Origin of the sequence: Micromonospora sp. DT48 (genome assembly GCF_049844495.1) — a bacterium.
In the GTDB taxonomy this organism is placed as follows: domain Bacteria; phylum Actinomycetota; class Actinomycetes; order Mycobacteriales; family Micromonosporaceae; genus Micromonospora.
Genome location: NZ_JBNCLE010000010.1, coordinates 87,657 through 111,731 on the forward strand (window position 1 = coordinate 87,657; position 24,075 = coordinate 111,731).

Annotated in this window: 22 protein-coding genes, 1 tRNA gene and 1 pseudogene; 19 read left to right on the forward strand and 5 right to left on the reverse strand. The window is 70.4% G+C overall.

Annotated features, from left to right (window positions below; genetic code table 11):
* Positions 1–97 precede the first annotated feature (97 nt).
* Positions 98–370 carry a hypothetical protein gene (locus tag ACLQ2S_RS13780; RefSeq protein ID WP_425701812.1) on the forward strand — a complete coding sequence of 91 codons (273 nt, stop codon included), beginning with the start codon at positions 98–100 and terminating at the stop codon, positions 368–370.
* A 346-nt stretch (positions 371–716) separates the two neighbouring features.
* Here ACLQ2S_RS13780 and ACLQ2S_RS13785 read toward each other — a convergent pair whose 3' ends face one another.
* Entirely contained in the window at positions 717–2,405 is a 1,689-nt protein-coding gene (locus ACLQ2S_RS13785; protein ID WP_425701813.1) for a dolichyl-phosphate-mannose--protein mannosyltransferase, read from the reverse strand.
* Between the two features lie 66 nt (positions 2,406–2,471).
* Between ACLQ2S_RS13785 and rsmI the strand changes: the two genes are divergently transcribed.
* Positions 2,472–3,338 (forward strand): 16S rRNA (cytidine(1402)-2'-O)-methyltransferase, encoded by an 867-nt coding sequence (gene rsmI / locus ACLQ2S_RS13790; protein WP_375335286.1) that lies wholly within the window; start codon positions 2,472–2,474, stop codon positions 3,336–3,338.
* 32 nt (positions 3,339–3,370) lie between these two features.
* Here rsmI and ACLQ2S_RS13795 read toward each other — a convergent pair whose 3' ends face one another.
* Complete coding sequence (locus ACLQ2S_RS13795; RefSeq protein WP_309222721.1) at positions 3,371–4,291, reverse strand: hypothetical protein; 921 nt, start codon at positions 4,289–4,291, stop codon at positions 3,371–3,373.
* A gap of 158 nt (positions 4,292–4,449) precedes the next feature.
* Here ACLQ2S_RS13795 and metG point away from each other — a divergent pair, with 158 nt between their 5' ends.
* Positions 4,450–6,267 carry a methionine--tRNA ligase gene (metG, locus tag ACLQ2S_RS13800; protein ID WP_155215203.1) on the forward strand — a complete coding sequence of 606 codons (1,818 nt, stop codon included), beginning with the start codon at positions 4,450–4,452 and terminating at the stop codon, positions 6,265–6,267.
* Between the two features lie 100 nt (positions 6,268–6,367).
* Here the strand turns inward: metG and ACLQ2S_RS13805 are convergent, their stop codons facing one another.
* On the reverse strand, positions 6,368–7,219 hold the full coding sequence (locus tag ACLQ2S_RS13805) for an alpha/beta fold hydrolase (protein WP_155215202.1): 852 nt from the start codon (positions 7,217–7,219) through the stop codon (positions 6,368–6,370).
* 190 nt (positions 7,220–7,409) lie between these two features.
* On the opposite strand from ACLQ2S_RS13805, the gene ACLQ2S_RS13810 reads away from it, so the two are divergent.
* From ACLQ2S_RS13810 to ACLQ2S_RS13835, 6 genes are all read left to right on the forward strand, one after another.
* A complete protein-coding gene (locus tag ACLQ2S_RS13810; RefSeq protein WP_155215201.1) occupies positions 7,410–8,318 on the forward strand; it encodes a TatD family hydrolase in 909 nt (302 codons plus the stop codon).
* A gap of 18 nt (positions 8,319–8,336) precedes the next feature.
* Entirely contained in the window at positions 8,337–9,209 is an 873-nt protein-coding gene (rsmA, locus tag ACLQ2S_RS13815; protein WP_155215200.1) for a 16S rRNA (adenine(1518)-N(6)/adenine(1519)-N(6))-dimethyltransferase RsmA, read from the forward strand.
* A gap of 74 nt (positions 9,210–9,283) precedes the next feature.
* Entirely contained in the window at positions 9,284–10,231 is a 948-nt protein-coding gene (locus ACLQ2S_RS13820) for a 4-(cytidine 5'-diphospho)-2-C-methyl-D-erythritol kinase (protein ID WP_309222720.1), read from the forward strand.
* A 100-nt stretch (positions 10,232–10,331) separates the two neighbouring features.
* Entirely contained in the window at positions 10,332–12,137 is a 1,806-nt protein-coding gene (locus ACLQ2S_RS13825) for an ABC-F family ATP-binding cassette domain-containing protein (protein ID WP_309222719.1), read from the forward strand.
* Positions 12,138–12,288: 151 nt separating this feature from the next.
* Positions 12,289–12,744 carry a DUF4383 domain-containing protein gene (locus ACLQ2S_RS13830; protein ID WP_155215198.1) on the forward strand — a complete coding sequence of 152 codons (456 nt, stop codon included), beginning with the start codon at positions 12,289–12,291 and terminating at the stop codon, positions 12,742–12,744.
* 258 nt (positions 12,745–13,002) lie between these two features.
* Complete coding sequence (locus tag ACLQ2S_RS13835; protein WP_155215197.1) at positions 13,003–13,482, forward strand: DUF4383 domain-containing protein; 480 nt, start codon at positions 13,003–13,005, stop codon at positions 13,480–13,482.
* A 3-nt stretch (positions 13,483–13,485) separates the two neighbouring features.
* Here the strand turns inward: ACLQ2S_RS13835 and ACLQ2S_RS13840 are convergent, their stop codons facing one another.
* Entirely contained in the window at positions 13,486–14,169 is a 684-nt protein-coding gene (locus tag ACLQ2S_RS13840; RefSeq protein WP_425701814.1) for a TetR family transcriptional regulator, read from the reverse strand.
* A gap of 121 nt (positions 14,170–14,290) precedes the next feature.
* On the reverse strand, positions 14,291–15,244 hold the full coding sequence (locus ACLQ2S_RS13845) for an acyl-CoA desaturase (protein WP_155215195.1): 954 nt from the start codon (positions 15,242–15,244) through the stop codon (positions 14,291–14,293).
* A gap of 131 nt (positions 15,245–15,375) precedes the next feature.
* Here ACLQ2S_RS13845 and ACLQ2S_RS13850 point away from each other — a divergent pair.
* From ACLQ2S_RS13850 to cysN, 10 genes and pseudogenes are all read left to right on the forward strand, one after another.
* Positions 15,376–15,591: pseudogene (locus ACLQ2S_RS13850) on the forward strand (resolvase); the annotation flags it as partial.
* Between the two features lie 283 nt (positions 15,592–15,874).
* Positions 15,875–16,228: a hypothetical protein gene (locus ACLQ2S_RS13855; protein ID WP_425701854.1), complete on the forward strand. Its 354-nt coding sequence runs from the start codon at positions 15,875–15,877 to the stop codon at positions 16,226–16,228.
* A 26-nt stretch (positions 16,229–16,254) separates the two neighbouring features.
* Positions 16,255–16,326 (forward strand) — tRNA-Gln (locus ACLQ2S_RS13860).
* A 101-nt stretch (positions 16,327–16,427) separates the two neighbouring features.
* The gene (gene glmU / locus ACLQ2S_RS13865; protein ID WP_425701815.1) at positions 16,428–17,963 is read left to right on the forward strand and encodes a bifunctional UDP-N-acetylglucosamine diphosphorylase/glucosamine-1-phosphate N-acetyltransferase GlmU; all 1,536 of its coding nucleotides are present in this window, start codon (positions 16,428–16,430) and stop codon (positions 17,961–17,963) included.
* Between the two features lie 64 nt (positions 17,964–18,027).
* Complete coding sequence (locus ACLQ2S_RS13870; RefSeq protein WP_155215193.1) at positions 18,028–19,008, forward strand: ribose-phosphate diphosphokinase; 981 nt, start codon at positions 18,028–18,030, stop codon at positions 19,006–19,008.
* Positions 19,009–19,265: 257 nt separating this feature from the next.
* Positions 19,266–19,955: a 50S ribosomal protein L25/general stress protein Ctc gene (locus ACLQ2S_RS13875; RefSeq protein WP_309222717.1), complete on the forward strand. Its 690-nt coding sequence runs from the start codon at positions 19,266–19,268 to the stop codon at positions 19,953–19,955.
* 119 nt (positions 19,956–20,074) lie between these two features.
* Positions 20,075–20,665 carry an aminoacyl-tRNA hydrolase gene (gene pth, locus ACLQ2S_RS13880; RefSeq protein ID WP_155215192.1) on the forward strand — a complete coding sequence of 197 codons (591 nt, stop codon included), beginning with the start codon at positions 20,075–20,077 and terminating at the stop codon, positions 20,663–20,665.
* A 165-nt stretch (positions 20,666–20,830) separates the two neighbouring features.
* Positions 20,831–21,649 carry an inositol monophosphatase family protein gene (locus ACLQ2S_RS13885; protein WP_155215191.1) on the forward strand — a complete coding sequence of 273 codons (819 nt, stop codon included), beginning with the start codon at positions 20,831–20,833 and terminating at the stop codon, positions 21,647–21,649.
* A 74-nt stretch (positions 21,650–21,723) separates the two neighbouring features.
* Positions 21,724–22,632 (forward strand): sulfate adenylyltransferase subunit CysD, encoded by a 909-nt coding sequence (cysD, locus tag ACLQ2S_RS13890; protein WP_155215190.1) that lies wholly within the window; start codon positions 21,724–21,726, stop codon positions 22,630–22,632.
* Complete coding sequence (gene cysN, locus ACLQ2S_RS13895) at positions 22,632–23,936, forward strand: sulfate adenylyltransferase subunit CysN (RefSeq protein ID WP_155215189.1); 1,305 nt, start codon at positions 22,632–22,634, stop codon at positions 23,934–23,936. Before cysD ends, cysN begins: the two co-directional genes overlap by 1 nt.
* Positions 23,937–24,075 lie beyond the last annotated feature (139 nt).

Sequence of the window (24,075 nt, forward strand, 5' to 3'; positions counted from 1 at the left end):
GGGGAGGGTCGACCCGACGGCGGGCGGCGGCCCGCCGTCGCCGGTGGAGGCGGAAGGGAACGCGATGACGGGTGTTGCGGATCGACCGGGTGTCACGGTGGCGGAGGCGGAGGGCAGCACCCCACCCGGTCGGGCGGACGAACACGCCCCGGTGACCCCCGGATGGATGTGTGGCACCTGTGACGCCCAATGGCCGTGTGAGCCCAAACGAGAGCAGTTGCTGGCCGAGTACGGCATGGACCGCGCGATGCTCAGCGTCTACCTGGGTGCCTGTCTCGCCTCTGCGGTCGAGGATCTGCACGCCGCCGGTTCGACGTCATTGCAGGACCGGTTCTTCGGCTGGTTGCCGCGTCGCCCCAAAGGGCACTGAGTTCCCATCCCGGATGATCGTTCAAGCGGGGCGGAAATCGCTGTCCGGCGATTCGGTGGACAGCTGCGTGGCTGGACGGAACGGTTCAGCCCGATGTCGTCCGGTCACTCTTCGACGGCGCATAGTCGGCACGGAGTAACCCAGCGGCAGCGGTCACCTGACTTCTTGTCGCATTCGGCATTCGTCGGAAATCTGACCGGTGCTGCCCCGTTGTGCCCCCGGTCGCGGGTGGTTAAGCTGCTGGTGCGCGCCCCAATCGCCCGCTTCCCCCGTGGCAGGCGATCGGGGCGCGTCCTATGTGTCGACGATGGGCCCGTACGCCGAGGCGTACGGGCCCATCGCGTTGTCAGATCCAGCGACCGTCCAGCCACATCCGCGCCGACCAGTCCTCGTACGGCATCGTCAGGCCCACGAAGATCGGGTAGAAGTACGCGAAGCAGAGGACGACCAACACCACGTACGCCCCGGCGACCACACTGCCGACCAGTCGGCGGTCCCGACTCGCCTCCTCGTCTGGGCCGGTCACCGCTCGGGTGCCGCTCATCCCCGCTGGCGAGGCGACGGCACCCAGCACGTAGACCACGGCGAGCACCAGGAACGGCACCACGGGCGCGGCGTAGAAGGAGAACATCGTCCGGCCCTCGAGGGCGAACCAGTACCAGGGCAGCAGCCCGGCCGCCACGGCGAGCAGGATCGCCCCGGCCCGCCAGTCCCGCCGGGCCAGCCCGAGCCAGATCAGCGCCACCAGCGCGGGCAGGAACGACCACCACAGCAGCGGGGTGCCCAGCAGCAGCACCTCCTCGGCGCAGCTCGCCGCGCCGCAGGGGCCGTCGCCGGTCCAGTGGAACGCCACCGGGCGGCCCAGCAGCAGCCACTGCCATGGCCACGACTGGTACTTGTGCGGGTCGTCGAGCTGGTTGTGGAAGCCGAGTGCGGCCTGGTGGTACTGCACCAGGTTCCACAGCGGGCCGATGATCGGCTTATCGCTGAGGTTGGCGTCCGGGTACCGCTCGGCGAGCCGGTAGTAGCCCTCCTGGCTGAACAGCCAACCGGACCAGGTCGCGACGTAGGTGACCGCCATCGCCAGGCCGGCGAGCACCATCCACGGCACGCCGTCGAGCAGCGTGTCCCGCCACGGCCGGCGTACCCCGGCCGACTTTCGGGCACCGACGTCCCAGAGGAACATCAGCAGCGCGAAGACCGGTACGAAGAACAGCGCGCTCCACTTCACCGCGAAGGCGCAGCCGAGCAGCACGCCGGTGGCCAGCCGCCACCAGGGCCAGTTCCGCCAGCCGCCGGGCGGTCGACCGGCGCGCCCCGGAGCGGTCGGATCCAGCCCGGACTCCAGGGCCCGCGCCCAGCGGCGGCGGGTGGCGTCCCGGTCGAGCACCAGCGCGCCGAAGGCGGCCAGCACGAAGAAGAGCAGGAAGATGTCGAGCAGCGCGGTACGGGAGAGCACCAGGTGGAACCCGTCCACCGCGAGCAGCAGACCGGCGGCGCAGCCGAGCACCGTGGAGCGGAACATCCGGCGGCCGATGCGGACCAGCAGCAGCACCGACAGGGTGCCCACCAGTGCCGCCGAGAAGCGCCAGCCGAACTCCGGTGCGGTGGTGAACAGGTTTCCGGGCACCAGGATGCCGTGCTCGGCGTCGCTGTAGCCGAAGGCCCACTCGCCGAGGCCGATCAACCACTTGCCCAGCGGCGGGTGGACGACGTACGACGGGGCGTTGTTCTGGTAGTTCCACTCGACGCCCTTGTCGACCAGCCCCCAGGCGTCCCGGGCGTAGTAGACCTCATCGAAGATCTTGCCCGGTGGATGACTGAGGTTCGCGAACCGGAGGACCGCCGCGATGGCCACCACGACCGCCGTGGCCAACCACGACCGGTCGTTCAACCCGGCCTCGACGGTGGCCAGCCGGCGACGGATCGCCGCCGGTATCCCGCCCGTCGGCGGATCGGTGCCGGCGGCTGTGGTCGCTGTCGGCTCCGAGGGCTGGTCGGGGCTCGCGCTCTGTGCTGTCGACGCACTCGTCACCCGGCGATCGTAGGCTGCGGAAGGGGTCGGTGGTGCCTGTCGTCCCCATATCCGGTACGACCTTCGATGAAGGAGCGCGGCACATTGGGTGAAATGTCCGAAATTGGCCGCCTGGTCCTCCTCGGCGCGCCGCTCGGCAACCCCGCCGACGCCTCCACCCGACTCCGGGAGGTGCTCGCCGCCGCCGACGTGGTCGCCGCCGAGGACACCCGTCGGCTGCACCGGCTCGCCCGCGACCTCGACGTGACCATCGCCGGTCGCGTCGTCTCCTACTTCGAGGGCAACGAGGAGCGGCGTACCCCGGAACTGGTCGACGTGCTCACCGAGGGATACGTCGTCGCGCTGGTCACCGACGGTGGCATGCCCAGCGTCTCCGACCCCGGCTACCGCCTGGTCCGGGCCGCCCTGGACGCCGGGGTGCCGGTCACCGCCGCGCCCGGTCCCAGCGCCGTCACCACCGCCCTCGCCCTCTCCGGGCTGCCCTGCGACCGGTTCTGCTTCGAGGGGTTCCTGCCCCGCTCCGCCGGTGCCCGGCGGGCCCGGCTGCGGGCGCTCGCCGCCGAGGAGCGCACGCTGGTCTTCTTCGAGGCGCCGCACCGGATCGCCGCCACGCTGACCGACCTGGCCGACGCGTTCGGCGCCGATCGCCCCGCCGCAGTGTGCCGCGAGCTGACCAAGACGTACGAGGAGGTGCTGCGTCGCCCGCTCGGTGAACTCGCCCGGTGGGCCACCGACGGCGAGCCGCGCGGCGAGATCACCCTGGTCGTGGCCGGCGCTCCGGCCACCCCCGCCGCCCGTCCCGACGATGACGCCCTGCGCGCGGCGGTGGCCGAGCGGGAGGCGGCCGGACTCAGCCGTCGGGACGCGATCACGGACGTCGCGACCGCGTACGGGCTGCGTCGCCGCGACGTCTACACGCTCGTGCACCAGTGAACCGCGCTCGGGTATCCCGCGACCGTCGGCGATCACCAGGCCGCGATCAGGAACCCGAACGTGGTCAGCAGCGGACCGGCCACCGAGGCGGCGATCGCCCAGCGCCGTTCGGTGGGGTCGGGCAGCCGGGTCGCGCCGGTCCAGCGGGCGATGCCCACCGCGCAGCCGAGCACACCGAGCATCCCGAGCAGCCAGCGCAACTGCGCGCCCACCCCGCGGTCGGCGTACGCGACGTGCCCGTCCGGGCCGGTCACCCGGGCGGGTAGGGCGGAACCGGGCGCGGTGCGGTCCCGGGGTACCCCGCTGACTCGTACGCCGTGGGTCCGGAACTCCTCGTCGGCCGCCGTGAAGATGCCCCGGCAGCGCTGGGTCAGGCCGTCGCCGGTGCACCCGGTGACGATCACCGTGCCGGAGGTGGCGTGCCCGACGGCGACCCAGAGCGGTCCGGCGCTGACCCAGGCGAAGAAGGCCGCCGCGAGGCTCAACCCGATCATGGCGGACAGCCCCGCCCAGGGGTCCGGTGGATGGTTGCTCCGTTCCCGGCGGCGGACCGGCCGCAACCGCCGCCACCACGGCTCACCCCTGCCGGGCGTCTCCGGTCGGACCGGTGTGCCGTCCCAGTGCACCTCCTCGATCGGTGCCCAGAAGGAGTCCTCCTCCGGCGGATCATCGTCGAACGACACCTGTCGGCGACGCGGGCGTCCGCTCGCCCGGACCGGAACCCGACGCGGCAGCGTGTCCACCGGCGCGCCGGTCGTCGGCTCCACCTCGACCACGTGCCGCAACTCGACGGTGGCGGGCTCGGCCCGGTCCGGCCCGGTCTCGCCATCGGGCGACGGCACCGTGCGGGGTTGCGGCGCCACCGCCGGGGTACGCGGCGGCGCGGTGGTGTCCGGCCCGGCGTCGGAGGGAGGGCCGTCGGAGTGCTCTCGGGCGGCTCGGCTGCCAGTCACGCGTTCATTGGACACCGGTACGGGGGGATGATCGGGCAGCTCAGGCAGCGTGTCGGCGACATTTCGGACGAATTGCTGACCCGGTCTGGGGCACCACACCGACCGACGGGCCCTATTGGTTCGCGGGCCCTGCGCGAGGGTCACTAGGCTTTCTGTCCATGAGTCACGTTCTCGCGGCGGTGGCCTGGCCGTACGCCAACGGCCCACGCCACATCGGCCACGTCTCCGGTTTCGGCGTACCCTCCGACGTCTTCGCCCGATACATGCGGATGGCCGGCCACGACGTACTCATGGTGTCCGGCACCGACGAGCACGGCACGCCGATCCAGGTGCAGGCCGACGCCGAAGGGCTGAAGCCACGGGAACTGGCCGACCGGTACAACCGGGTGATCGTCGAGGACCTGCACGGCCTCGGCCTCTCCTACGACCTGTTCACCCGCACCACCACCGGCAACCACTACGCCGTGGTGCAGGAGCTGTTCGAGGGGATGTACCGCAACGGGTACATCGTGCCGAAGACCACCATGGGCGCCATCTCGCCGTCCACCGGCCGGACCCTGCCCGACCGGTACATCGAGGGCACCTGCCCGATCTGCGGCTACGACAGCGCCCGGGGCGACCAGTGCGACAACTGTGGCAACCAACTCGACCCGATCGACCTGGTCAACCCGCGATCGAAGATCAACGGGGAGACGCCGGAGTTCGTCGAGACCGAACACTTCTTCCTCGACCTGCCCGCCCTGGCCGACGTGCTGCGCAAGTGGCTGGACACCCGGGAGGGCTGGCGGCCGAACGTGCTGCGCTTCTCCAAGAACCTCCTGGACGACCTGCACCCCCGCGCCATCACCCGGGACCTGGAGTGGGGCGTCCCGATCCCGCTCGAAGGCTGGCGCGAGCGCACCGACAAGCGCATCTACGTGTGGTTCGACGCCGTCATCGGCTACCTCTCCGCGTCCATCGAGTGGGCCCGCCGCACCGGAGACCCGCAGGCGTGGCGGAAGTACTGGAACCACCTGGACGGGCCGGACCTCGCCGCGTCCGGTGACGCCCAGGCCTACTACTTCATGGGCAAGGACAACATCGTCTTCCACTCGGTCATCTGGCCCGCGTTGCTCGCCGGCTACTCCGGTGAGGGCAGCCGGGGCGGCGAACCGGGCCGACTCGGGCAGCTCAACCTGCCCACCGAGGTGGTCTCCAGCGAGTTCCTGACCATGGAGGGCCGCAAGTTCTCCTCGTCCCGCCGGGTGGTCATCTACGTCCGGGACTTCCTCCAGCGGTACGACGCCGACGCGTTGCGCTACTTCATCGCGGTGGCCGGGCCGGAGAACAACGACACCGACTTCACCTGGGCCGAGTTCCTGCGCCGCAACAACGACGAACTGGTCGCGGGCTGGGGCAACCTGGTCAACCGGTCCATCTCCATGGCGGCGAAGAACTTCGGCGAGATCCCGCCGATCGGGCCGGACGGGCTCACCGAGGCCGACGAGACGCTGCTGGCCGTGGCGCGCGCCGGCTTCGGCACGGTCGGCGACCTGATCGCCCGGCACCGGCAGAAGCAGGCCATCGGCGAGGCGATGAAGGTGGTCGCCGAGGCCAACAAGTATCTCTCCGAGCAGGCGCCGTGGAAGCTCAAGGACGCGGCGGACAAGCCCCGGATGGGCACCATCCTGCACGTCGCCCTTCAGGTGGTCAGCGACGCCAACACGCTGCTCACCCCGTTCCTGCCGCACTCCGCGCAGAAGATCCACGAGCTGCTCGGCGGCACCGGGGTGCACGCCCCGATGCCGGTGATCGAAGAGGTCGACGACCTCGACGGCGGGCCCGGGTACCCGGTGCTGACCGGCGACTACACCCAGGGCGCGCGCTGGGAGTCCGTACCGCTCGTGGTGGGTCGCCCCCTCGCGGCGCCCAAGCCCGTCTTCCGCAAGCTCGACCCCTCGATCGTGGACGAGGAACTGGCCCGGCTGGAAAGCTGACCGACGCCGCGATGGGCGTGACCCCGACCGGGTCGCGCCCATCGCGTGGCCCCGCGGCCCGGCGTGACCCGGTCCACGCCCGCACCCGCCCCTGACCGGATCAGGCGCGGGCCATGGTCGGCGAGCCGATGAACTCCATGATCGCCTGGTTCACCTCGGTGGCGTTCGTCCACGGAATGCCGTGCGGCGCGCCCTTGAGGGTGACCAGCCGGCTGTCGGCGAGCATCGGCTGCAACCGCTGGCCGGTCTTCGGGTACGGCAGCACGTTGTCCTGGTCGCCCTGCACGATCAGCACCGGCACGTCGATCCGCGACACGTCGGCCCGGAAGTCGGTACCCCAGGCGTCCACGCAGTGGTACGTGGCGAACGCCGACGCCTGCGCGCCGATCTGCCAGTGCGCCCGGTGCGCCTCCTCGCTGACCAGCTTGCCCTTGTTCTCGCTGTAGTTGAAGAAGGCTTCGCAGAACTGGGTGAGGTAGGCGAACCGGTCCTGCTGGATCGCCTGCTTGAACCCCTCGAAGAGGCTCGCCTCGACCCCCTCGGGGTTGTCCGGCGCCTGCCGCAGATACGGCGCCAGCGGTGCCAACAACACCGCCCGGTCCACCCGCTCCGAGCCGTACGCGCCCAGGAAACGGGTCACCTCCCCGGTACCCATCGAGTGGCCGACCAGGATCGCGTCGCGCAGGTCCAACTCCGTCATCAGCACGTCGAGGTCGGCGGCGAAGGTGTCGTAGTCGTACCCGAACGCCGGCTGCGCCGAGTTGCCGAAGCCGCGTCGGTCGTACGTGATCACCCGGTAGCCGGCGTCGAGCAGCGGTCCGGAGACCTTCTCCCAGGTCGCCCCGTTGAAGGGGAACCCGTGGATCAGCACGATCGGCTGACCCGACCCGTGGTCCTCGTAGTACAGGTCGATGGGCGCGGAGTTCTCCGTCCCCACGGTGATGAAGGGCATCTCGGTCCTCCTGTCAGCGGAAAGACCGAGCCTTCCCGGCCGGGCGGGTGATATTCCTGCCCGGCCCGGGTCCGGCTGGCCGACCCACCACCCGATCCGCACCGCCGGGGCCGGTGCCCCGCCCCGCCCCGTTCGGGGCACTCCGGGTGGCGGCCGGTGCACTCGTCCCGTGTGTGATGCTGTCGAGGAGATGAGCGAGCCAACCGAATCCCGTAGCCAGCGCGCCGCCCGCCGCGCCGGAGAGTTCCCACCCGCGCCCGAGCCGCTGCCCCGGCCGGTACTGGACAGCCACACCCACCTCGACATCACCGTCAGCGAGGCCGGGGTGCCCGGTGGCGGCAGCGCCGACGACCCGGTCGCGGCGGCCATCGACGTCGCCGCCGCCGTCGGGGTGGACCGGCTGGTGCAGGTCGGCGTCGACGTCGCCTCCTCCCGCTGGGGTGCCGAGGTGGCCAGCCGCTACCCGGCGGTGCTGGCCACTGTCGCGCTGCACCCCAACGAGGCGCCCCGGCTGGCCGACCTCGACGAAGCCCTGCGCGAGATCGAGGCACTGGCGGGTCAGGACCGGGTACGCGGCATCGGCGAGACCGGCATGGACCACTTCCGCACCGGTGACGACGGCCGCGCCGCACAGGAGGAGAGCTTCCGGGCGCACATCGCCATCGCCAAGCGGTACGGCCGGACGCTGGTGATCCACGACCGGGACGCGCACGCCGACGTGCTGCGCATCCTCGACGACGAGGGCGCTCCCGACACGGTGGTGTTGCACTGCTTCTCCGGTGACGCCGAGTTCGCCGCCGAATGCGTCCGCCGGGGCTACCTACTCAGCTTCGCCGGCACGGTCACCTTCGCCAGCGCCGGGGCGCTGCGCGAAGCAGCCGCGCTGACCCCACTCGACCAGATCCTGGTGGAGACCGACGCGCCGTACCTCACCCCCGTCCCGCACCGAGGCCGCCCCAACGCCTCGTACCTCATCCCGCTGACCGTCCGGGCGTTGGCCGCCGTCACCGGCGCCGACCTCGACGAACTCTGCGAAGCCATCTCGGCCACCGGCGAACGGGCCTTCGGTGGCTGGCGCTCGGCCGACGTCACCGGCTGACCCGTACGCTGTCGGGTTATGGCCGCAGACCTGCTCGGCCCGGCGGAGATCCGGGACCTCGCCGCCCGGCTCGGCGTCGCGCCCACCAAGAAGCTCGGCCAGAACTTCGTACACGACCCCAACACGGTGCGCCGGATCGTCGCCACCGCCGCCCTCACCCCCGACGACGTGGCGTTGGAGGTCGGCCCCGGGTTGGGCTCGCTCACCCTCGCCCTGCTGCCCGCCGCCGCCCACGTGCACGCCGTCGAGATCGACGCCACGCTGGCCGACGCGCTCGCCGACACCGCGGCCCGCCACGCCGGCCCGGCCGCCGAGCGGCTCAGCGTGCATCACGGGGACGCACTGCGGATCACCGCCGCCGACCTGGCCGACCCGGCACCCACCGCGTTGGTGGCGAACCTGCCGTACAACGTCGCCGTGCCCGTGGTGCTGCACCTGCTCGCCGAGCTACCCAGCCTCCGGCACGGCCTGGTGATGGTGCAGAAAGAGGTCGCCGATCGGCTGGTGGCCGGTCCCGGCTCCAAGGTCTACGGCATCCCGTCGGTGAAGCTCGCCTGGTACGCCCACGCCCGCCCCGCCGGGAAGGTCCCGCCGAACGTGTTCTGGCCGGTGCCCAACGTCGACTCGGGTCTGGTCGCCTTCACCCGCCGCGAACCGCCCCGCGCCGACGTCCCCCGCAACGAGGTCTTCGCGGTGGTGGACGCCGCCTTCGCCCAGCGCCGCAAAACCCTGCGAGCGGCCCTGGCCGGCTGGGCCGGCGGTGCCGACCGGGCCGCCGCCGCGCTCACCGCCGCCGGCGTCGATCCGGGCGCCCGTGGCGAGTCACTCACCGTCGAGCAGTTCGCCGCCGTGGCCGCGTCGGCTCCGAGCCGCGCGACGGCAGCACAGTAGGCTGAGGCCGTGCCCGAGGAGCTGATCGTGACCAAGCCGTTCGACCTGCGGTTGCCTGTTCGGGGCAGCACCCCGTGACCGAGGCCTGGCGTCCGGATGACGATGAGCCGCGCGGGGCGAGCGGTCCCGTCCGGGTACGGGTGCCCGCCAAGGTCAACCTGCACCTGGGGGTCGGCCCGCTGCGTCGGGACGGCTACCACGAACTGAACACCGTCTACCACGCGATCTCGATCTACGACGAGTTGACCGCCCGACGTGGTGACACGCTGACCCTCACCATGGAGGGCGAGGGCACCGGGGAACTCGCCCTCGACGACTCCAACCTGATCATCCGGGCGGCGCACGCCCTCGCCGGATACGCCGGTGTGATGCCACACGCCCGACTGCACCTGCGCAAGCAGATCCCGTTGGCCGGTGGGCTGGCCGGCGGCAGCGCCGACGCCGCAGCCACCCTGGTCGCCTGCGACGCGCTCTGGGGCACCGGGCTGTCCCGTGACGAACTGGCGAGCATCGCCGCCGACCTCGGCTCGGACGTGCCCTTCCTGATCCACGGCGGTACCGCGCTCGGCACCGGCCGGGGCGAGGCGGTCAGCCCGGTGCTGGCCCGCCCCACCTCCTGGCACTGGGTGGTCGCCATCGCCGACGGCGGGCTGTCCACCCCACAGGCGTACCGGGAACTCGACCGGCTCCGCGAGGCCGGTGCCGCCGGGCCACCCCTGGGCAGCACCGACGGTCTGCTCGCCGCGCTACGGCAGCGTGACCCCCGGGTGCTCGCCCCGACCCTCGGCAACGACCTCCAGGACGCCGCCCTGGCCATGCGGCCGTCGCTGGCCACCACGCTGAAGGCCGGCGAGGCGGCCGGTGCGCTGGCCGGCATCGTCTCCGGTTCCGGGCCCACCTGTGTGTTCCTCGCCACCGACGCCGCCCACGCCGAACGCGTCGCCGCCGAGTTGGAGTCCGCCGGGGTGTGCCGCCAGGCCCGCACCGCCCACGGACCGGTACCCGGCGCCCGGATCACCTGACGCCCCCCGGCCGCCGCCGACCCGTCCGCGTACCCTTGAACGACAGGCGTCCCCAGGTGCCCCCCGGCACCGGGACGCCTTGATCATGAAAGGTGGGTATGTGGCCAACATCGTCAACCTGGACCGGGTATCCAAGGGCTACGGCGCGGCCGGGCCACTGCTGACCGATGTCTCGCTCGGCCTGGACGACGCCGACCGGATCGGCGTCGTCGGCCTCAACGGGGCCGGCAAGTCCACTCTGCTGCGCCTGCTGACCCGCACCGAGGAACCCGACGACGGCCGCGTCACCCACCGCCGCGACCTGCGGGTCGCCTGGCTGCCGCAGAACCTCACCCTCAGCCCCGAGGCCACCGTCCGCGACGTCGTCCTCGGCACCGAATGGCTCACCGAGAGCATGGGCGCGGAGCACGAGTGGGCCGGCGACGCCGGGGTACGCGGCATCCTCGCCGGGCTCGGCATGCCCCACCTGGGCCTCGACGCCCCGGTCGGGCCGATGTCCGGCGGTGAGCGCCGCCGGGTGGCCCTGGCCGCCCTGCTGGTCCGCGACGCCGACCTGCTCATCCTCGACGAGCCCACCAACCACCTCGACGTCAGCGGTGTCGACTGGCTGGCCCGGCACCTGCTCAGCCGCAAGGGTGCCCTGGTCGTGGTCACCCACGACCGCTGGTTCCTCGACGCCGTCTGCACCACCACCTGGGAGGTCGCCGACCAGACCGTACGCGCCTACGAAGGCGGCTACGCGGCCTGGATCCTCGCTCGGGCCGAACGGGAACGCGTCGCCGCCGCCACCGAGGCCCGCCGACAGAACCTGCTCCGCAAGGAGATCGCCTGGCTGCGGCGTGGCCCACCGGCCCGCACCTCCAAGCCGAAGTTCCGCATCGACGCCGCCAACGCCCTCATCGCCGACGTGCCGCCGCCGCGCGACACCATGTCGTTGCAACGGCTGGCCACCGCCCGGCTCGGCAAACAGGTGTACGACCTGGAAGACGTCCGGCTGCACGCCGGTCCCAAGACCATCCTCGACGGCGTCACCTGGCAGGTCGGCCCCGGCGACCGGGTCGCCATCCTCGGTGCCAACGGCGCGGGCAAGACCACCCTGCTGCGGATGCTCGCCGGTGTCACCCGCCCCGACGGCGGTCGACTGATCACCGGCAGCACCGTACGTCCTGCGTTCCTCTCCCAGGAACTCGCCGAACTCCCCGGCGAACTGCGCGTACTCGAAGCGGTCGAGGAGGTCGCCCGACGGGTTCGGCTCGGTGACCGGGAGATCTCCGCCGCCCAACTCGCCGAGGTGTTCGGCTTCGACGACCGGCGGCTCTGGACCCCGGTCAGTGACCTCTCCGGTGGTGAGCGACGTCGGCTACAGATGCTGCGACTGCTCGCCGGCGAACCGAACGTGCTGCTGTTCGACGAGCCCACCAACGACCTCGACACCGACACCCTGGCCGCCCTGGAGGACCTGCTCGACTCCTGGCCCGGCACGATCGTGGTGGCCAGCCACGACCGGTACCTCATCGAGCGGGTGGCCGACTCGGTGTACGGCATGTTCGGTGACGGCCGGCTGGTGCACCTGCCCGGCGGGGTCGAGGAGTACCTCGCCCGCAGCACCGACCGGCCAGGACCCGGGCGTACCCCGGCACCCGTGGCCCCGACCACCCCGCCGGCCGGCGGCGGTGGGATGAGCGCCGCCGAGGCCCGGCAGGCCCGCAAGGAACTAACCCGCCTCGAACGGCAGATCGGCAAGCTGGAACAGAAGGAGGCCGCGCTGCTCGACCAACTCGCCGCGAACGCCACCGACTACACCAAGGTCGCCGAGTTGGACGCCCAGCTCACCCAGGTACGCGGCGAACGGGAGGCGGCCGAGCAGGCGTGGCTCACCCTGGCCGACGAGATCCCCGCCACCTGAGCCACCCGACTCGGCTGTTCCTACGGCCGAGGTTGCGGCACCCGGTCCACCAGCGGTCGACGCCGCTGCCAGGACCCCGTGTGCGGCGTCACATGGCCGGATGCGGGAGAATCCTCGTCGACCCTCACCCAACGGCGTTGGAGACACAGACATGGCCCACACCCCCGTCAACCACCCCGCGCGGCCGATCTACCGGGCGATCGGCGGCCTGATCGGCCTGTACCTGGTGGCCTTCGGTGTGATCGGCCTCCTGACCAGCACCGGTGAGCCCTTCTTCGGCCAGGGCGACATGCGGGCCCTGGGGCAGGGCACGAACCTCGGCTTCTCCGTGTTCAGCCTCGCGATCGGCGCGCTCGTGCTGGCCGGCACCGCCATCGGGCGCAACCTCGACGTGCTGGTCAACCAGTGGTCGGCGTACCTGATCATGGTGGTCAGCCTGGCCGGGCTCGCCTTCATCCGCACCGAGGCCAACATCTTCAACCTGAGCGTCGCCACGGTGATCGTCAACATGGTGCTCAGCCTGGTGCTGCTGATGGCCGGCATGTACAGCAAGGTCGGCACCGACGAGGAGCACGAGGCGTGGCAGCAGGCTCGGCTCGTGCTCTGAGCTGTTCCTGTTCTGGTTGGGTTTCCGCCGGAGCCCGGCCCGCTCCGGGCGGTCAGGCTTGATCCCTGCGCGGGCCGGGCTCCGGCGAAAACCTGTCCGGGTTGCGCATCCGTACGGAGCGCACGGCCGGGAGCGGTGATCTTGGGGATGCCGGAGGGGGCTCGGGCAACCTTGCGGCCGGGATTCGGTGTTTGAGGGACGCGAACCGCGTGGTTGGGGGACGATGTCGTTATTGTCCCGCTTCGCGTGGAGGAGCCGATGCCGCACTTTCCGGTCAACCATCCGGCGCGGCCGTTCTACCGGGCGCTGTCCGGTCTGATCGGGCTCTACATCCTGGTCTTCGGCGTCTGGGGCACCGCCCTCACCTGGGGCCAACCGCTCTTCGGGCGCAACGGCGACTGGGCCCTCGGTCTCCGCACCAACCTGGCCTTCTCACTGGTCTCCATCGTCTTCGGAGCCGTGCTCATCATCGGCGCGTCCCGGCGTGGCAACCTCGGCCACTACATGAACCTCACCGCCGGAGTCGTCTTCCTGGTCACCAGCATCCTGATGATGTCGGTGCTACAGACCGACGCGAACTTCCTGAACTTCTCCATGTCGACGGTGGTCGTCTCGATGATCTTCGGGCTGGTGCTGCTCGGCACCGGCCTCTACGACAAGGTCGGCCCACACGAGGACGCCGAGGCCGAGCGGAACCGCCGGTACCACCCCGTCGCCGAGATGCACCGCCGCCGCTGACCGTCAGTGGCCGCCCGCGGTGATCAGTCCCGGCTTGGCCTCCAGGTTCGACAACCCGTTCCAGGAGAGATTCACCAGGTGCGCGGCAACCGTCTCCTTACGCGGCTTCCGCACCTCCAGCCACCAGCGGCCGGTCAAGGCGACCATGCCCACCAGCGCCTGCGCGTACAACTCGGCCAGCTTCGGGTCGTACCCACGACTGGAGAACTCGGCGCCGAGGATGTGCTCCACCTGGTGCGCGACGTCGTTCATCACGCTGCTGAAGTTGCCGGTCGCCGAGAGGACCGGCGACTCCCGCACCAACACCCGGAAACCGCTGGTCTCCTCCTCGATGTAGCCGAGCAGGGCCAGCGCGGCCTGCTCCAGCAACTCCCGGGGATGACCTGCGGTCAGCGCCGTGGTGATCCGGTCCAGCAGGGACCGGACCTCCCGGTCCACCACCACCGCGTAGAGCCCTTCCTTGCCGCCGAAGTGCTCGTAGACCACCGGCTTGGACACCTTCGCCCGCGACGCCACCTCCTCGATGGAGGTGGCGTCGAAGCCGCGCTCGGCGAAGATCTGCCGACCGATCGAGATCAGCTGCTCGCGACGCTGAGCGGCGGACATGCGTACCCGGGACGCCGGCTTGGCCGACGCGGGCACCGCCCGCCGCCGCTTGCCGCCTGCTGCCTTGGGAGCCTCGACCATCTCGTCACCTCGCTGGCGCTCGGTGACGCCCTGTCGTGGGATGCTGCCTGCTTTCCGCCCGTCCACCCGGACATACTGCCAGGTAACTTGCGGGGTGGCTGCCCGGTAACCCTGGCCGCGCCTACGCCGCCGGCTTCGCCAGCTTCGCCGCGATCCGTTCCGGCTTCGGCCAACGCACGTCCCATGCCGCGCCCACCTTCTCGAACAACCAGATCACCCGGGCCGAGATGTCGATCTGCCCCCGTAGGACGCCGTGCCGGGCGCTCGTCGGATCGGCGTGGTGCAGGTTGTGCCAGCTCTCCCCGAAGGACACCAGTGCCAGCGGCCAGAAGTTCGCCGCCCGGTCACCGTGGCGCATCATGAACGGCCGCTCCCCGTACACGTGGCACACCGAGTTGATCGACCAGGTGACGTGGTGCAGCAGCGAGATGCGGACCAGACCGGCCCAGAACAACGCGGTCAACGCCCCCTGCCAGGACCACGTCAACAGCCAACCCATCGCCGCTGGCCCGAGCACCGAGACGATCACCAGCACCGGGAAGAACTTGTCCATCCGCCGGATGTCCCGGTCGGCCAGCAGGTCCGGGGCGAAACGCTCCCGGTTGGACAGCTCGCGACCGAACAGCCAGCCCATGTGCGCATGGAACAGCCCCTTGATCAGGCCCCGCACACTCTCACCGAACCGCCACGGTGAGTGCGGGTCCCCGTCCAGGTCGGAGAAGGCGTGGTGCCGCCGGTGGTCGGCCACCCACTGGATGATCTCGCCCTGCACGGCGAGCGAGCCCGAGGCGGCCATCGCGATGCGCAGCCACCGCTTCGCCTTGAACGAGCCGTGGGTGAAGTAGCGGTGGTATCCGACCGTGATGCCCAGGCCCGACACCACGTACCAGAAGGCCGCGATGCCCACGTCGACCCAGCTGAGCCAGCCACCCCAGGCCACGGGAACGGCGGCGATCAGCGCCGCGAACGGGATCACCACGAACGACCACAGCGCGATCAGGATGCCGCGTGACTGGGTGCCCTGAGTAAGGGGTTTGGGGCCGGCCGGGTGAGGGTCGAGAAGGGCGTTGGACATGGCACCTCACAGGAACGTCGGATCGCGAATCTACGCCTACGTCACCGTAACTTACGCCCCTGGTAGATCACATCAGGCAGCGACAAGAATGGATGCCGGATCTGTCGTACGCTCGTCCTGACCTGCACCACATGACTGGTTTCGACGCCACCGAGGTGCGCCGACTGCGCACCGAGGAGCAACTGTCGGTGCGTGAGATCCGCGCGCGTACGGGGCTTGGCCGCAACCGGATCTACGACCTGCTGCGGGGCGTCCCGGCTCCGCAACGGGTACGACGCCCCAGGGCGAAGGACGACCTGCGTGCCGAGGCGGCGACGCTTCGGTCGACGGGGCATTCGGTTCCGGAGATCGCGAGACGACTCGGGGTGAGCCGGTCTACCGCCTACCTGTGGACCCGGCAACTTGCGTCCGAACGGGACTCGCAGAGTGAGCGGGAGCGTCGGCGTCAGCGGGGGAGGGCGATGGCCGAGTCGTGGTGGTCGGCCCACCGTGCGGCACGGGACGAGGCGCAGGCGGAGGCGCACGGGCTCGCCGCGCGGGTGGTCGGCGAGCTCGACGAGCGGGACCTGCTTCTCCTCGGAGCGGCGATCTACTGGTGCGAGGGCACTAAGTCGAAGCCGTGGCGTCGGGATGACCACGTCCAGTTCGTCAAGCGATCCGGGGCTGCTTTCGCTCTTTCTTCGCTTCCTCGAAGCCTGCGGAGTCGACCGCGCTGCACCGACCTACCGGGTGAGCATCCACGAGACGGCCGACCCGGACGCGGCCGCCGAGTGGTGGGCGGCCGAGCTGGCGGTGCCGCGCGAGCGCTTTCGCCGGGCGAGCCTGAAGAAGCACAACCCCACGACCGTCCGCCGGAATGTCGGCGACGGGTACCGAGGCTGCCTCGTGATCAACGTGCCGCGTAGCCGCGAGCTCTACTGGCGAATAGAGGGTATGATCGCCGAGCTGTTCCGGTCCGCGGCTGGGCGTACGTTCGTCAGTTGATGCGGGCTGTTGGCTTGACATGTCAATGGGGTGTGGGGTAACGGCAACCCGCAGGCCTTTGGAGCCTTGAGCTCCTGGTTCGAATCCAGGCACCCCAGCAGATACCCGCAACTGCCGATCCTCGTGCCCCTGCCGACCAGGCCGGTTTGTCCGGTTAGCATGGCCGCGAGACTGTCCGCGTTCCGACGGGAGCCACGTCGTGTCCGAGCCCCACCCCCGTACCGTCGTCGTGCTTGCCGCGGGTGAGGGCAAGCGGATGAAGTCTTCGCTGCCCAAGGTGTTGCACCCGATGCTTGGGCGGACCCTGGTGGGTCACGTCCTCAACGCGGCCGACCCGCTGGAGGCGGCGCGCACCCTGGTGGTGGTCGGGCACGGTGCCGACCAGGTCCGCGCCCACCTGGCCGAGATCGCCCCGGAGGCCACCGCGGTCCACCAGGCGGAGCAGCTCGGCACCGGGCACGCCGTGCGGATCGCGCTGGAGGCGGCTCCCGAGGTCACCGGCACTGTGGTGGTGCTCAACGGCGATGTGCCGCTGCTGCGGCCCGAGACGGTCGTCGAGCTGGTCACCGCCCACGAGAGCGAGGGTGCCGCCGCGACGGTGCTCGCCGCGGAGGTGCCGGACCCGACCGGGCTCGGCCGCATCGTGCGGGACGCGTCCGGTCGCCTGGAACAGATCGTGGAGCAGCGGGACGCCACCCCGCGCCAGTTGGCGGTACGTGAGATCAACGCCGGCATCTACGCGTTCGACGCGGCCCGGCTGCGGGATGTGCTCGGCAAGTTGTCGACCGACAACGACCAGGGCGAGGAGTACCTCACCGACGTCTTCAAGCTGCTGGTCTCCGCTGGCGAGCCGGTGGGCGTGCATGTGGCGGCAGACCACACCGAGACGCTCGGTTGCAACGACCGGGTGGAGCTGGCGGCGCTGCGTCGTCTGCTGCGCGACCGGGTCAACGAGCACTGGATGCGTGCCGGGGTCAGCCTGCTCGACCCGGAGACCACCTGGATCGACGTGACGGTGGCGCTGGATCGCGACGCGGTGGTGGATCAGAACACCCAGCTGCGTGGTGGTTCGGTGGTCGGCAGCGGTGCGGTGGTCGGGCCGGACGTGACGCTGATCGACACGGTGGTGGGGCCCGGCGCGACGGTGCTGCGCAGCCACGCGGTCGGCGCCGAGGTGGGTCCGGAGGCCAGCGTCGGGCCGTACGCGTACCTGCGGCCGGACGCGCGGTTGGCGGAGCGGTCGAAGGTCGGCACGTTCGTCGAGGTGAAGAACTCCGAGGTGGGTGCCGGCGCCAAGGTGCCGCACCTGTCCTACGTGGGTGACGCGACGATCGGGGCTCGGGCGAACATCGGCGCGGCGACGATCTTCGTGAATTACGACGGGGTGAACAAGCACCGCACCGTGGTCGGCGAGGCGGCCTTCGTGGGGTGCGACACGAACCTGATCGCGCCGGTCGAGGTGGGTGCCGGGGCGTACGTGGCGGCGGGTAGCGCGATCAGCAAGGACGTGCCGCCGGGGGCGCTGGGGGTCAGCCGGGCGACGCAGCGCAGTCTGGAGGGGTGGGTGGCGCGCAAGCGTCCGGGCACGCCTTCCGCGGCTGCGGCCGAGCGCGCCTTGCGGGGTGCGCAGGGTGCTCCTGCGACGCCGTCGTCCGCAAGTCAAGGTGAGGCAATCCACGGCACCGCCGAGTCAGTAGGCGGGACGCCCGAGGCGGGAGATACTGCAACCGAATAGCCCCGGCCGCACCACCACCGCGCAGGCCGGGTACCGCCTACCGAATACGGGAGCAGACGGGCCCATGGGCAGCATCGTCGCCGAAAACCGCAAGAGCCTGATGCTCTTTTCCGGACGTGGCTTTCCGGAGCTGGCCAAGGAGATCGGTGAGGTGCTCGGCGTCGCGCCGACGCCTGCCGACGCGTACGAGTTCGCCAACGGCGAGATCTTTGTACGGTTCAAGGACTCGGTGCGTGGTTCGGACGCCTTCGTGGTGCAGTCCGTCACGCACGGGGTGAACACGTGGGTCATGGAGACCCTGATCATGATCGACGCGTTGAAGCGTGGTTCGGCGAAGCGGATTACGGTCGTCCTGCCGTTCTATCCGTACTCCCGGCAGGACAAGAAGCACCGCGGTCGGGAGCCGATCTCGGCGCGGCTGGTCGCGGACCTGCTGAAGACCGCCGGGGCGAACCGGATCCTCACCGTGGACCTGCACACCGCGCAGATCCAGGGTTTCTTCGACGGCCCGGTGGACCACCTCTTCGCGATGGACATCCTGGCCGAGTACGTGGAGCGCAAGTACGCGGGTCGGCCGATGACCGTTGTCGCGCCGGACTCGGGTCGGGTGCGGGTGGCCGAGCGGTGGACGGACCGGTTGGGCGGTTGCCCGCTGGCGTTCATCCACAAGACCCGGGATCCGATGAAGCCGAACCAGGTGGTGGCGAACCGGGTGGTCGGTGAGGTCGAGGATCGGGTCTGCCTGATCGTCGACGACATGATCGACACGGGCGGCACGATCTGCAAGGCGGCGGACATCCTGCGGGAGGCGGGTGCGGCGGACGTGATCGTGGCGTCCACCCACGCGTTGCTCTCCGATCCGGCGACCGAGCGGTTGAAGAACAGCCCGATCAGCGAGGTCGTGGTGACCAACACGCTGCCGTTGCCGCCGGAGAAGCAGCTCGACAAGCTCACCGTGTTGTCGATCGCGCCGCTGCTGGCCAGGGCGATCCGCGAGGTTTTCGACGACGGTTCGGTTACCACCCTCTTCGGTGGGCTGAGCTGAGCACGTCGCGCGGTTGATCCGTCGGGCTGGTGCCGGGCGGGGGTTACGGGGACTGCCGGAAGGCTTGGAAAGCGCTCGGGTAGACTGGTGCGGTTGCCACGGCGAGGGTGCCCTGCGGGCCGCTGCGAAGCGCCGCACGGAGGCACCGTGATCGACGCGGTGCTCCGGGCAGTCTTCTGACGCATGAGCCCCTGCGAGCCCCCCGCCCAGCACCGCCAGACGACAAGCTGCCGCAGCGAAGCATCAGGAGTTTCCCCGTGTCCGAGGTAAAGATCAGCGCCGAGCCCCGTACCGAGTTCGGCAAGGGTGGTGCCCGCCGTACCCGCCGGGCCGGCAAGGTGCCCGCCGTGCTGTACGGCCATGGCGAGAAGCCCAAGCACATCGCGCTGCCGGCCCGCGAGTTCGCGGCCGCGATCCGTAAGGGTGGCGCCAACCAGCTCTTCGCCATCGACGTCAGCGACGGCACCCAGGCGCTGGCCCTGCCGAAGGCGATCCAGCGTGACCCGATCAAGGACACGTTCGAGCACGTCGACCTGCTGCTGGTGCGTCGCGGTGAGAAGGTCACCGTGGATGTGCCGGTGCAGCTCACGGGTGAGGCGGCCCGGGACACGCTGATCGTGCACGACCACGACACCCTCTCGGTGACCGCCGACGCCACCAAGGTGCCGGATTCCCTGGAGGCTTCGGTCGAGGGTGCCGAGGCGGGTTCCCAGGTCACCGCCGCCGATGTGGCGCTGCCGGCGGGTGTGGAGCTGGCCGCCGACCCGGAGTTGGCGATCGCGACGGTCACCGCCGCGCCGACGGCCGAGCAGCTGGAGGCGACGCTGCCCGAGACCGAGGAGGCCACCGAGGAGGCCGAGGCCGAGGTTGGCGAGGTCACCGAGGGTGCTGCCGAGGCACCGGCTGCCGAGGGCGAGGCGGGCACCGAGGCCCGTACCGAGGCCTGATCGTCTCGCGGTTCAGTTTGCGGCAGGCGTCCCCGGATTTCGGGGGCGCCTGTCGGCGTATCGGGTGATCGACACGGTGGTGGGTGGTTGACCGCCGTCGGGAGCGGGAAGGTCGGGCGATGACGGACGAGACCGGGCCGTGGTTGGTGGTCGGCCTGGGTAACCCGGGTCGGGAGTACGCGGGCAATCGGCACAATGTCGGGTTCATGGTGGCCGACCTTCTGGCGGACCGGCTGGGTGGCCGGTTTGGCCGCCATCGCCGGGTGATGGCGGATGTCGCCGAGGGGCGGCTGGGGTTGGGCGGGCCGAAGCTGGTGCTGGTCAAGCCGCTGACCTATATGAATCTGTCGGGTGGGCCGGTGGCTGGCCTGGCGCAGTTCTACAAGGTGCCGCCGGGGCGGGTGATCGCGGTGCACGACGAACTCGACATCGGTTTCGGCCAGGTTCGGGTCAAGTGTGGTGGTGGCGAGGGCGGGCACAACGGCCTTCGGTCGATGTCGAAGTCGTTGGGCACGAAGGATTACGTGCGGGTGCGGTTCGGGATCGGCCGTCCGCCGGGGCGGCAGGATCCGGCGAACTACGTGCTGTCGGATTTCGGCACCGTGGAGCGCAAGGAGTTGGACTTTCTGGTGGACCGGGCCGCAGATGTCGTGGAATCCGTGGTCATCCGGGGTGTGGAGCCCACGCAGAACCTGTACCACGGGGCCTGATCCGACCGTCGATGTCGGCTGCCTGGGCTCGGCCTGGGCGTCGCGTTGTGTCAAGGGGCGGACTACGGAGGCCGGGTTCGCCGATTGCCCGGTAGGGTGCGGGTTCGGCGGTCGGGCGGGGCCGGCTGCTCGGCGTACGCGGCTGGTGGCGACGGGAGCGGAAGCATGAGCGGTCCACCGATGAGCGACGGGGCGTTCGCGCGGTGGCTGGCGGATCGTGCCGGGCGGGCGTTGTTGGGCCTGCGGGCGGAGTTGGGTTTCGCCGATGCCGGTGCGTTGAAGTCGGCGGGGGACAAGGTCTCGCATGAGCTGATCCGTACCGAGTTGGCGAGGTGGCGTCCGGGTGACGCGGTGCTCTCCGAGGAGGACGAGGGTTCCCGGCTGGCGTGGGCGGCCGAGGTGGATGCCGGTGCGGTGTCGCGGTTGACCGCCGACCGGGTGTGGATCATCGACCCGTTGGACGGCACCCGGGAGTTCAGCGAGGAGGGGCGCGCGGACTGGGCGGTGCACGTGGCGCTCTGGGCCCGGGACGCGACCGCGTCGCATGGGCTGGTCGCAGGTGCGGTCGGGTTGCCGGCACAGCGCCGGGTGCTGGGGACGGACCTTCCGCCGGTGACGCCGGAGCCGGTGGCTGGTGGTGCGGGGCCGGTGCGGTTGGCGGCGAGTCGTAGCCGACCGCCGGTTTTCCTGACCGATCTCGCTGCGGATGTCGGGGCGCAGTTGGTGCCGATGGGTTCGGCCGGGGCGAAGATCGCCGCTGTGGTCACCGGTGAGGTGGATGCGTACATCCATGCCGGCGGGCAGTACGAGTGGGATTCGGCGGCGCCGGTGGCTGTGGCGACGGCCACCGGGCTGCATGCTTCCCGGATTGATGGTTCTGCGCTGAAATACAACGAGGCGGACCCGCGTCTGCCGGACCTGTTGGTGTGCCGCAAGGATCTCGCCAGCCGGTTACTTGCGGCGTTGCAGCGGCATTGCGGGTAGCCTGTCGTCAGTTCCTGACATCTCCGACCGGAAAGGTCTGGAAAGCGGATGACTGAGCGAATCGAGCCGGTGTCATGACCAGCGCTGCGTACCAGGTCACCCATCTCGACGCGCTGGAGGCGGAGAGCATCTTCGTGATGCGCGAGGTGGTCGCCGAGCTGGAGCGACCGGTGCTGCTCTTCTCCGGTGGCAAGGACTCGATCGTCATGCTCCGGTTGGCGCAGAAGGCGTTCGCGCCGAGCCACATTCCATTTCCGGTCATGCATGTCGACACCGGGCACAACTTCCCCGAGGTGCTGGACTACCGGGACCGGCGGGTGGCCGAGTTGGGCCTGCAACTGGTCGTGGCCAGTGTGCCGGAGGCGCTGGCCAGCGGCCTGGTCCGCGAGTCCGCCGACGGGACGCGTAACCGGATCCAGACCCCGGTGCTGCTGGAGGCGGTGGAGAAGCACCGCTTCAACGCCCTCTTCGGCGGTGCCCGGCGGGACGAGGAGAAGGCCCGGGCCAAGGAGCGGATGTTCAGCTTCCGGGACGAGTTCGGCCAGTGGGATCCGAAGAACCAGCGGCCCGAACTGTGGGCGCTCTACAACGGCCGGCATCATCCGGGCGAGTCGATCCGGGTCTTCCCGCTGTCCAACTGGACCGAGTTGGACGTGTGGCACTACATCGCCCGGGAGCAGATCGAGCTGCCGTCGATCTACTACGCGCACGAGCGTGAGGTGGTCGAGCGCGACGGGATGCTCTACGCGGTGAACGAGTTCCTGCCGGCACGGGCCGGTGAGGAGCGGTTCAAGGCCCGGGTGCGCTACCGCACGGTGGGTGACGCCTCCTGCACGGCGGCGGTACGGTCCGACGCGGACACGGTCGAGAAGGTCATCGAGGAGGTCGCCGCGACTCGGATCACCGAGCGCGGGGCGACCCGGGGCGACGACCGGGTCAGCGAGGCCGCGATGGAGGACCGCAAGCGGGAGGGCTACTTCTGATGACCACCGAGACGCTCGCGCCGACCGGTTCCGAGACGGCCGGACGGCCGATGGACCTGTTGCGCTTCGCCACCGCCGGGAGTGTGGACGACGGCAAGTCGACCCTGATCGGTCGGCTGCTCTACGACACGAAGTCGCTGTTCTCCGACCAGTTGGCGGCGGTTGAGGCGGTCAGCGCGGCCCGGGGCGACGAGTACACGGACCTCTCCCTGCTCACCGACGGGCTGCGGGCGGAGCGGGAACAGGGCATCACGATCGACGTGGCGTACCGCTATTTCGCCACCCCCCGGCGAAAGTTCATCATCGCCGACACCCCCGGGCACATCCAGTACACCCGCAACATGGTCACCGGTGCTTCCACCGCCGACCTGGCGCTGATCCTGGTGGACGCCCGCAAGGGCCTGGTCGAGCAGTCCCGCCGGCACGCCTTCCTCTGCTCGCTGCTGCGGGTGCCGCACCTGGTGCTCTGCGTCAACAAGATGGATCTGGTCGACTTCTCGCAGGAGGTCTTCGAGCGGATCGCCGACGAGTTCACCGCCTTCGCCGCGAAGCTGGACGTGCCGGATCTGACGGTCGTGCCGATCTCCGCGCTGCGGGGCGACAACATCGTCAGCCGTTCGGAGAACATGCCCTGGTACGAAGGCCCGGCGTTGCTGCACCACCTGGAGCGGGTGCACATCGCCAGCGACCGCAACCTGGTCGACGTCCGTTTCCCGGTGCAGTACGTGATCCGTCCCCAGTCGACAACGGTCACCGACTACCGGGGCTACGCCGGTCAGGTGGCCTCCGGGGTGCTCAAGCCGGGCGACGAGGTGATGGTGCTGCCGTCGGGCTTCACCAGCCGGATCGCCGCGGTGGAGACCGCCGACGGGCCGGTCGCGGAGGCGTTCCCACCGATGTCGGTGACGGTACGCCTGGCGGACGAGATCGACATCTCGCGCGGTGACATGATCTGTCGACCGAACAACGCGCCGGCCGTGGCTCAGGACATCGAGGCGATGGTCTGCTGGATGGACGAGACCCGTCCGCTCCAGATCGGCGGCAAGTACGCGATCAAGCACACGACCCGTGCCGCGCGGGCGATCGTTCGGGGTTTGCACTACCGCCTCGACATCAACTCGCTGCACCGTGACGAGTCGGCGAACGAGTTGCGGCTCAACGAGATCGGCCGGGTCCGGCTGCGGACCACCGTTCCGTTGCTGGCCGACGAGTACCGCCGCAACCGCACCACCGGTGGCTTCATCGTCATCGACGAGACCACCAACCGCACCGTCGGTGCTGGCATGATCGTCGAAACCCCCTGACCCACTCGCCCGGAGCCCCCCGAAAACCCTGGTTGATCAAGAGCTTTTGGTCGGGATCGCGCGCGGTACCGACCAAAACTTATTGTAAGCAGGGGCGGGGGGAGGGCCAGCCGGGGGGCGGCGGGGGCGGGGGTGTCCG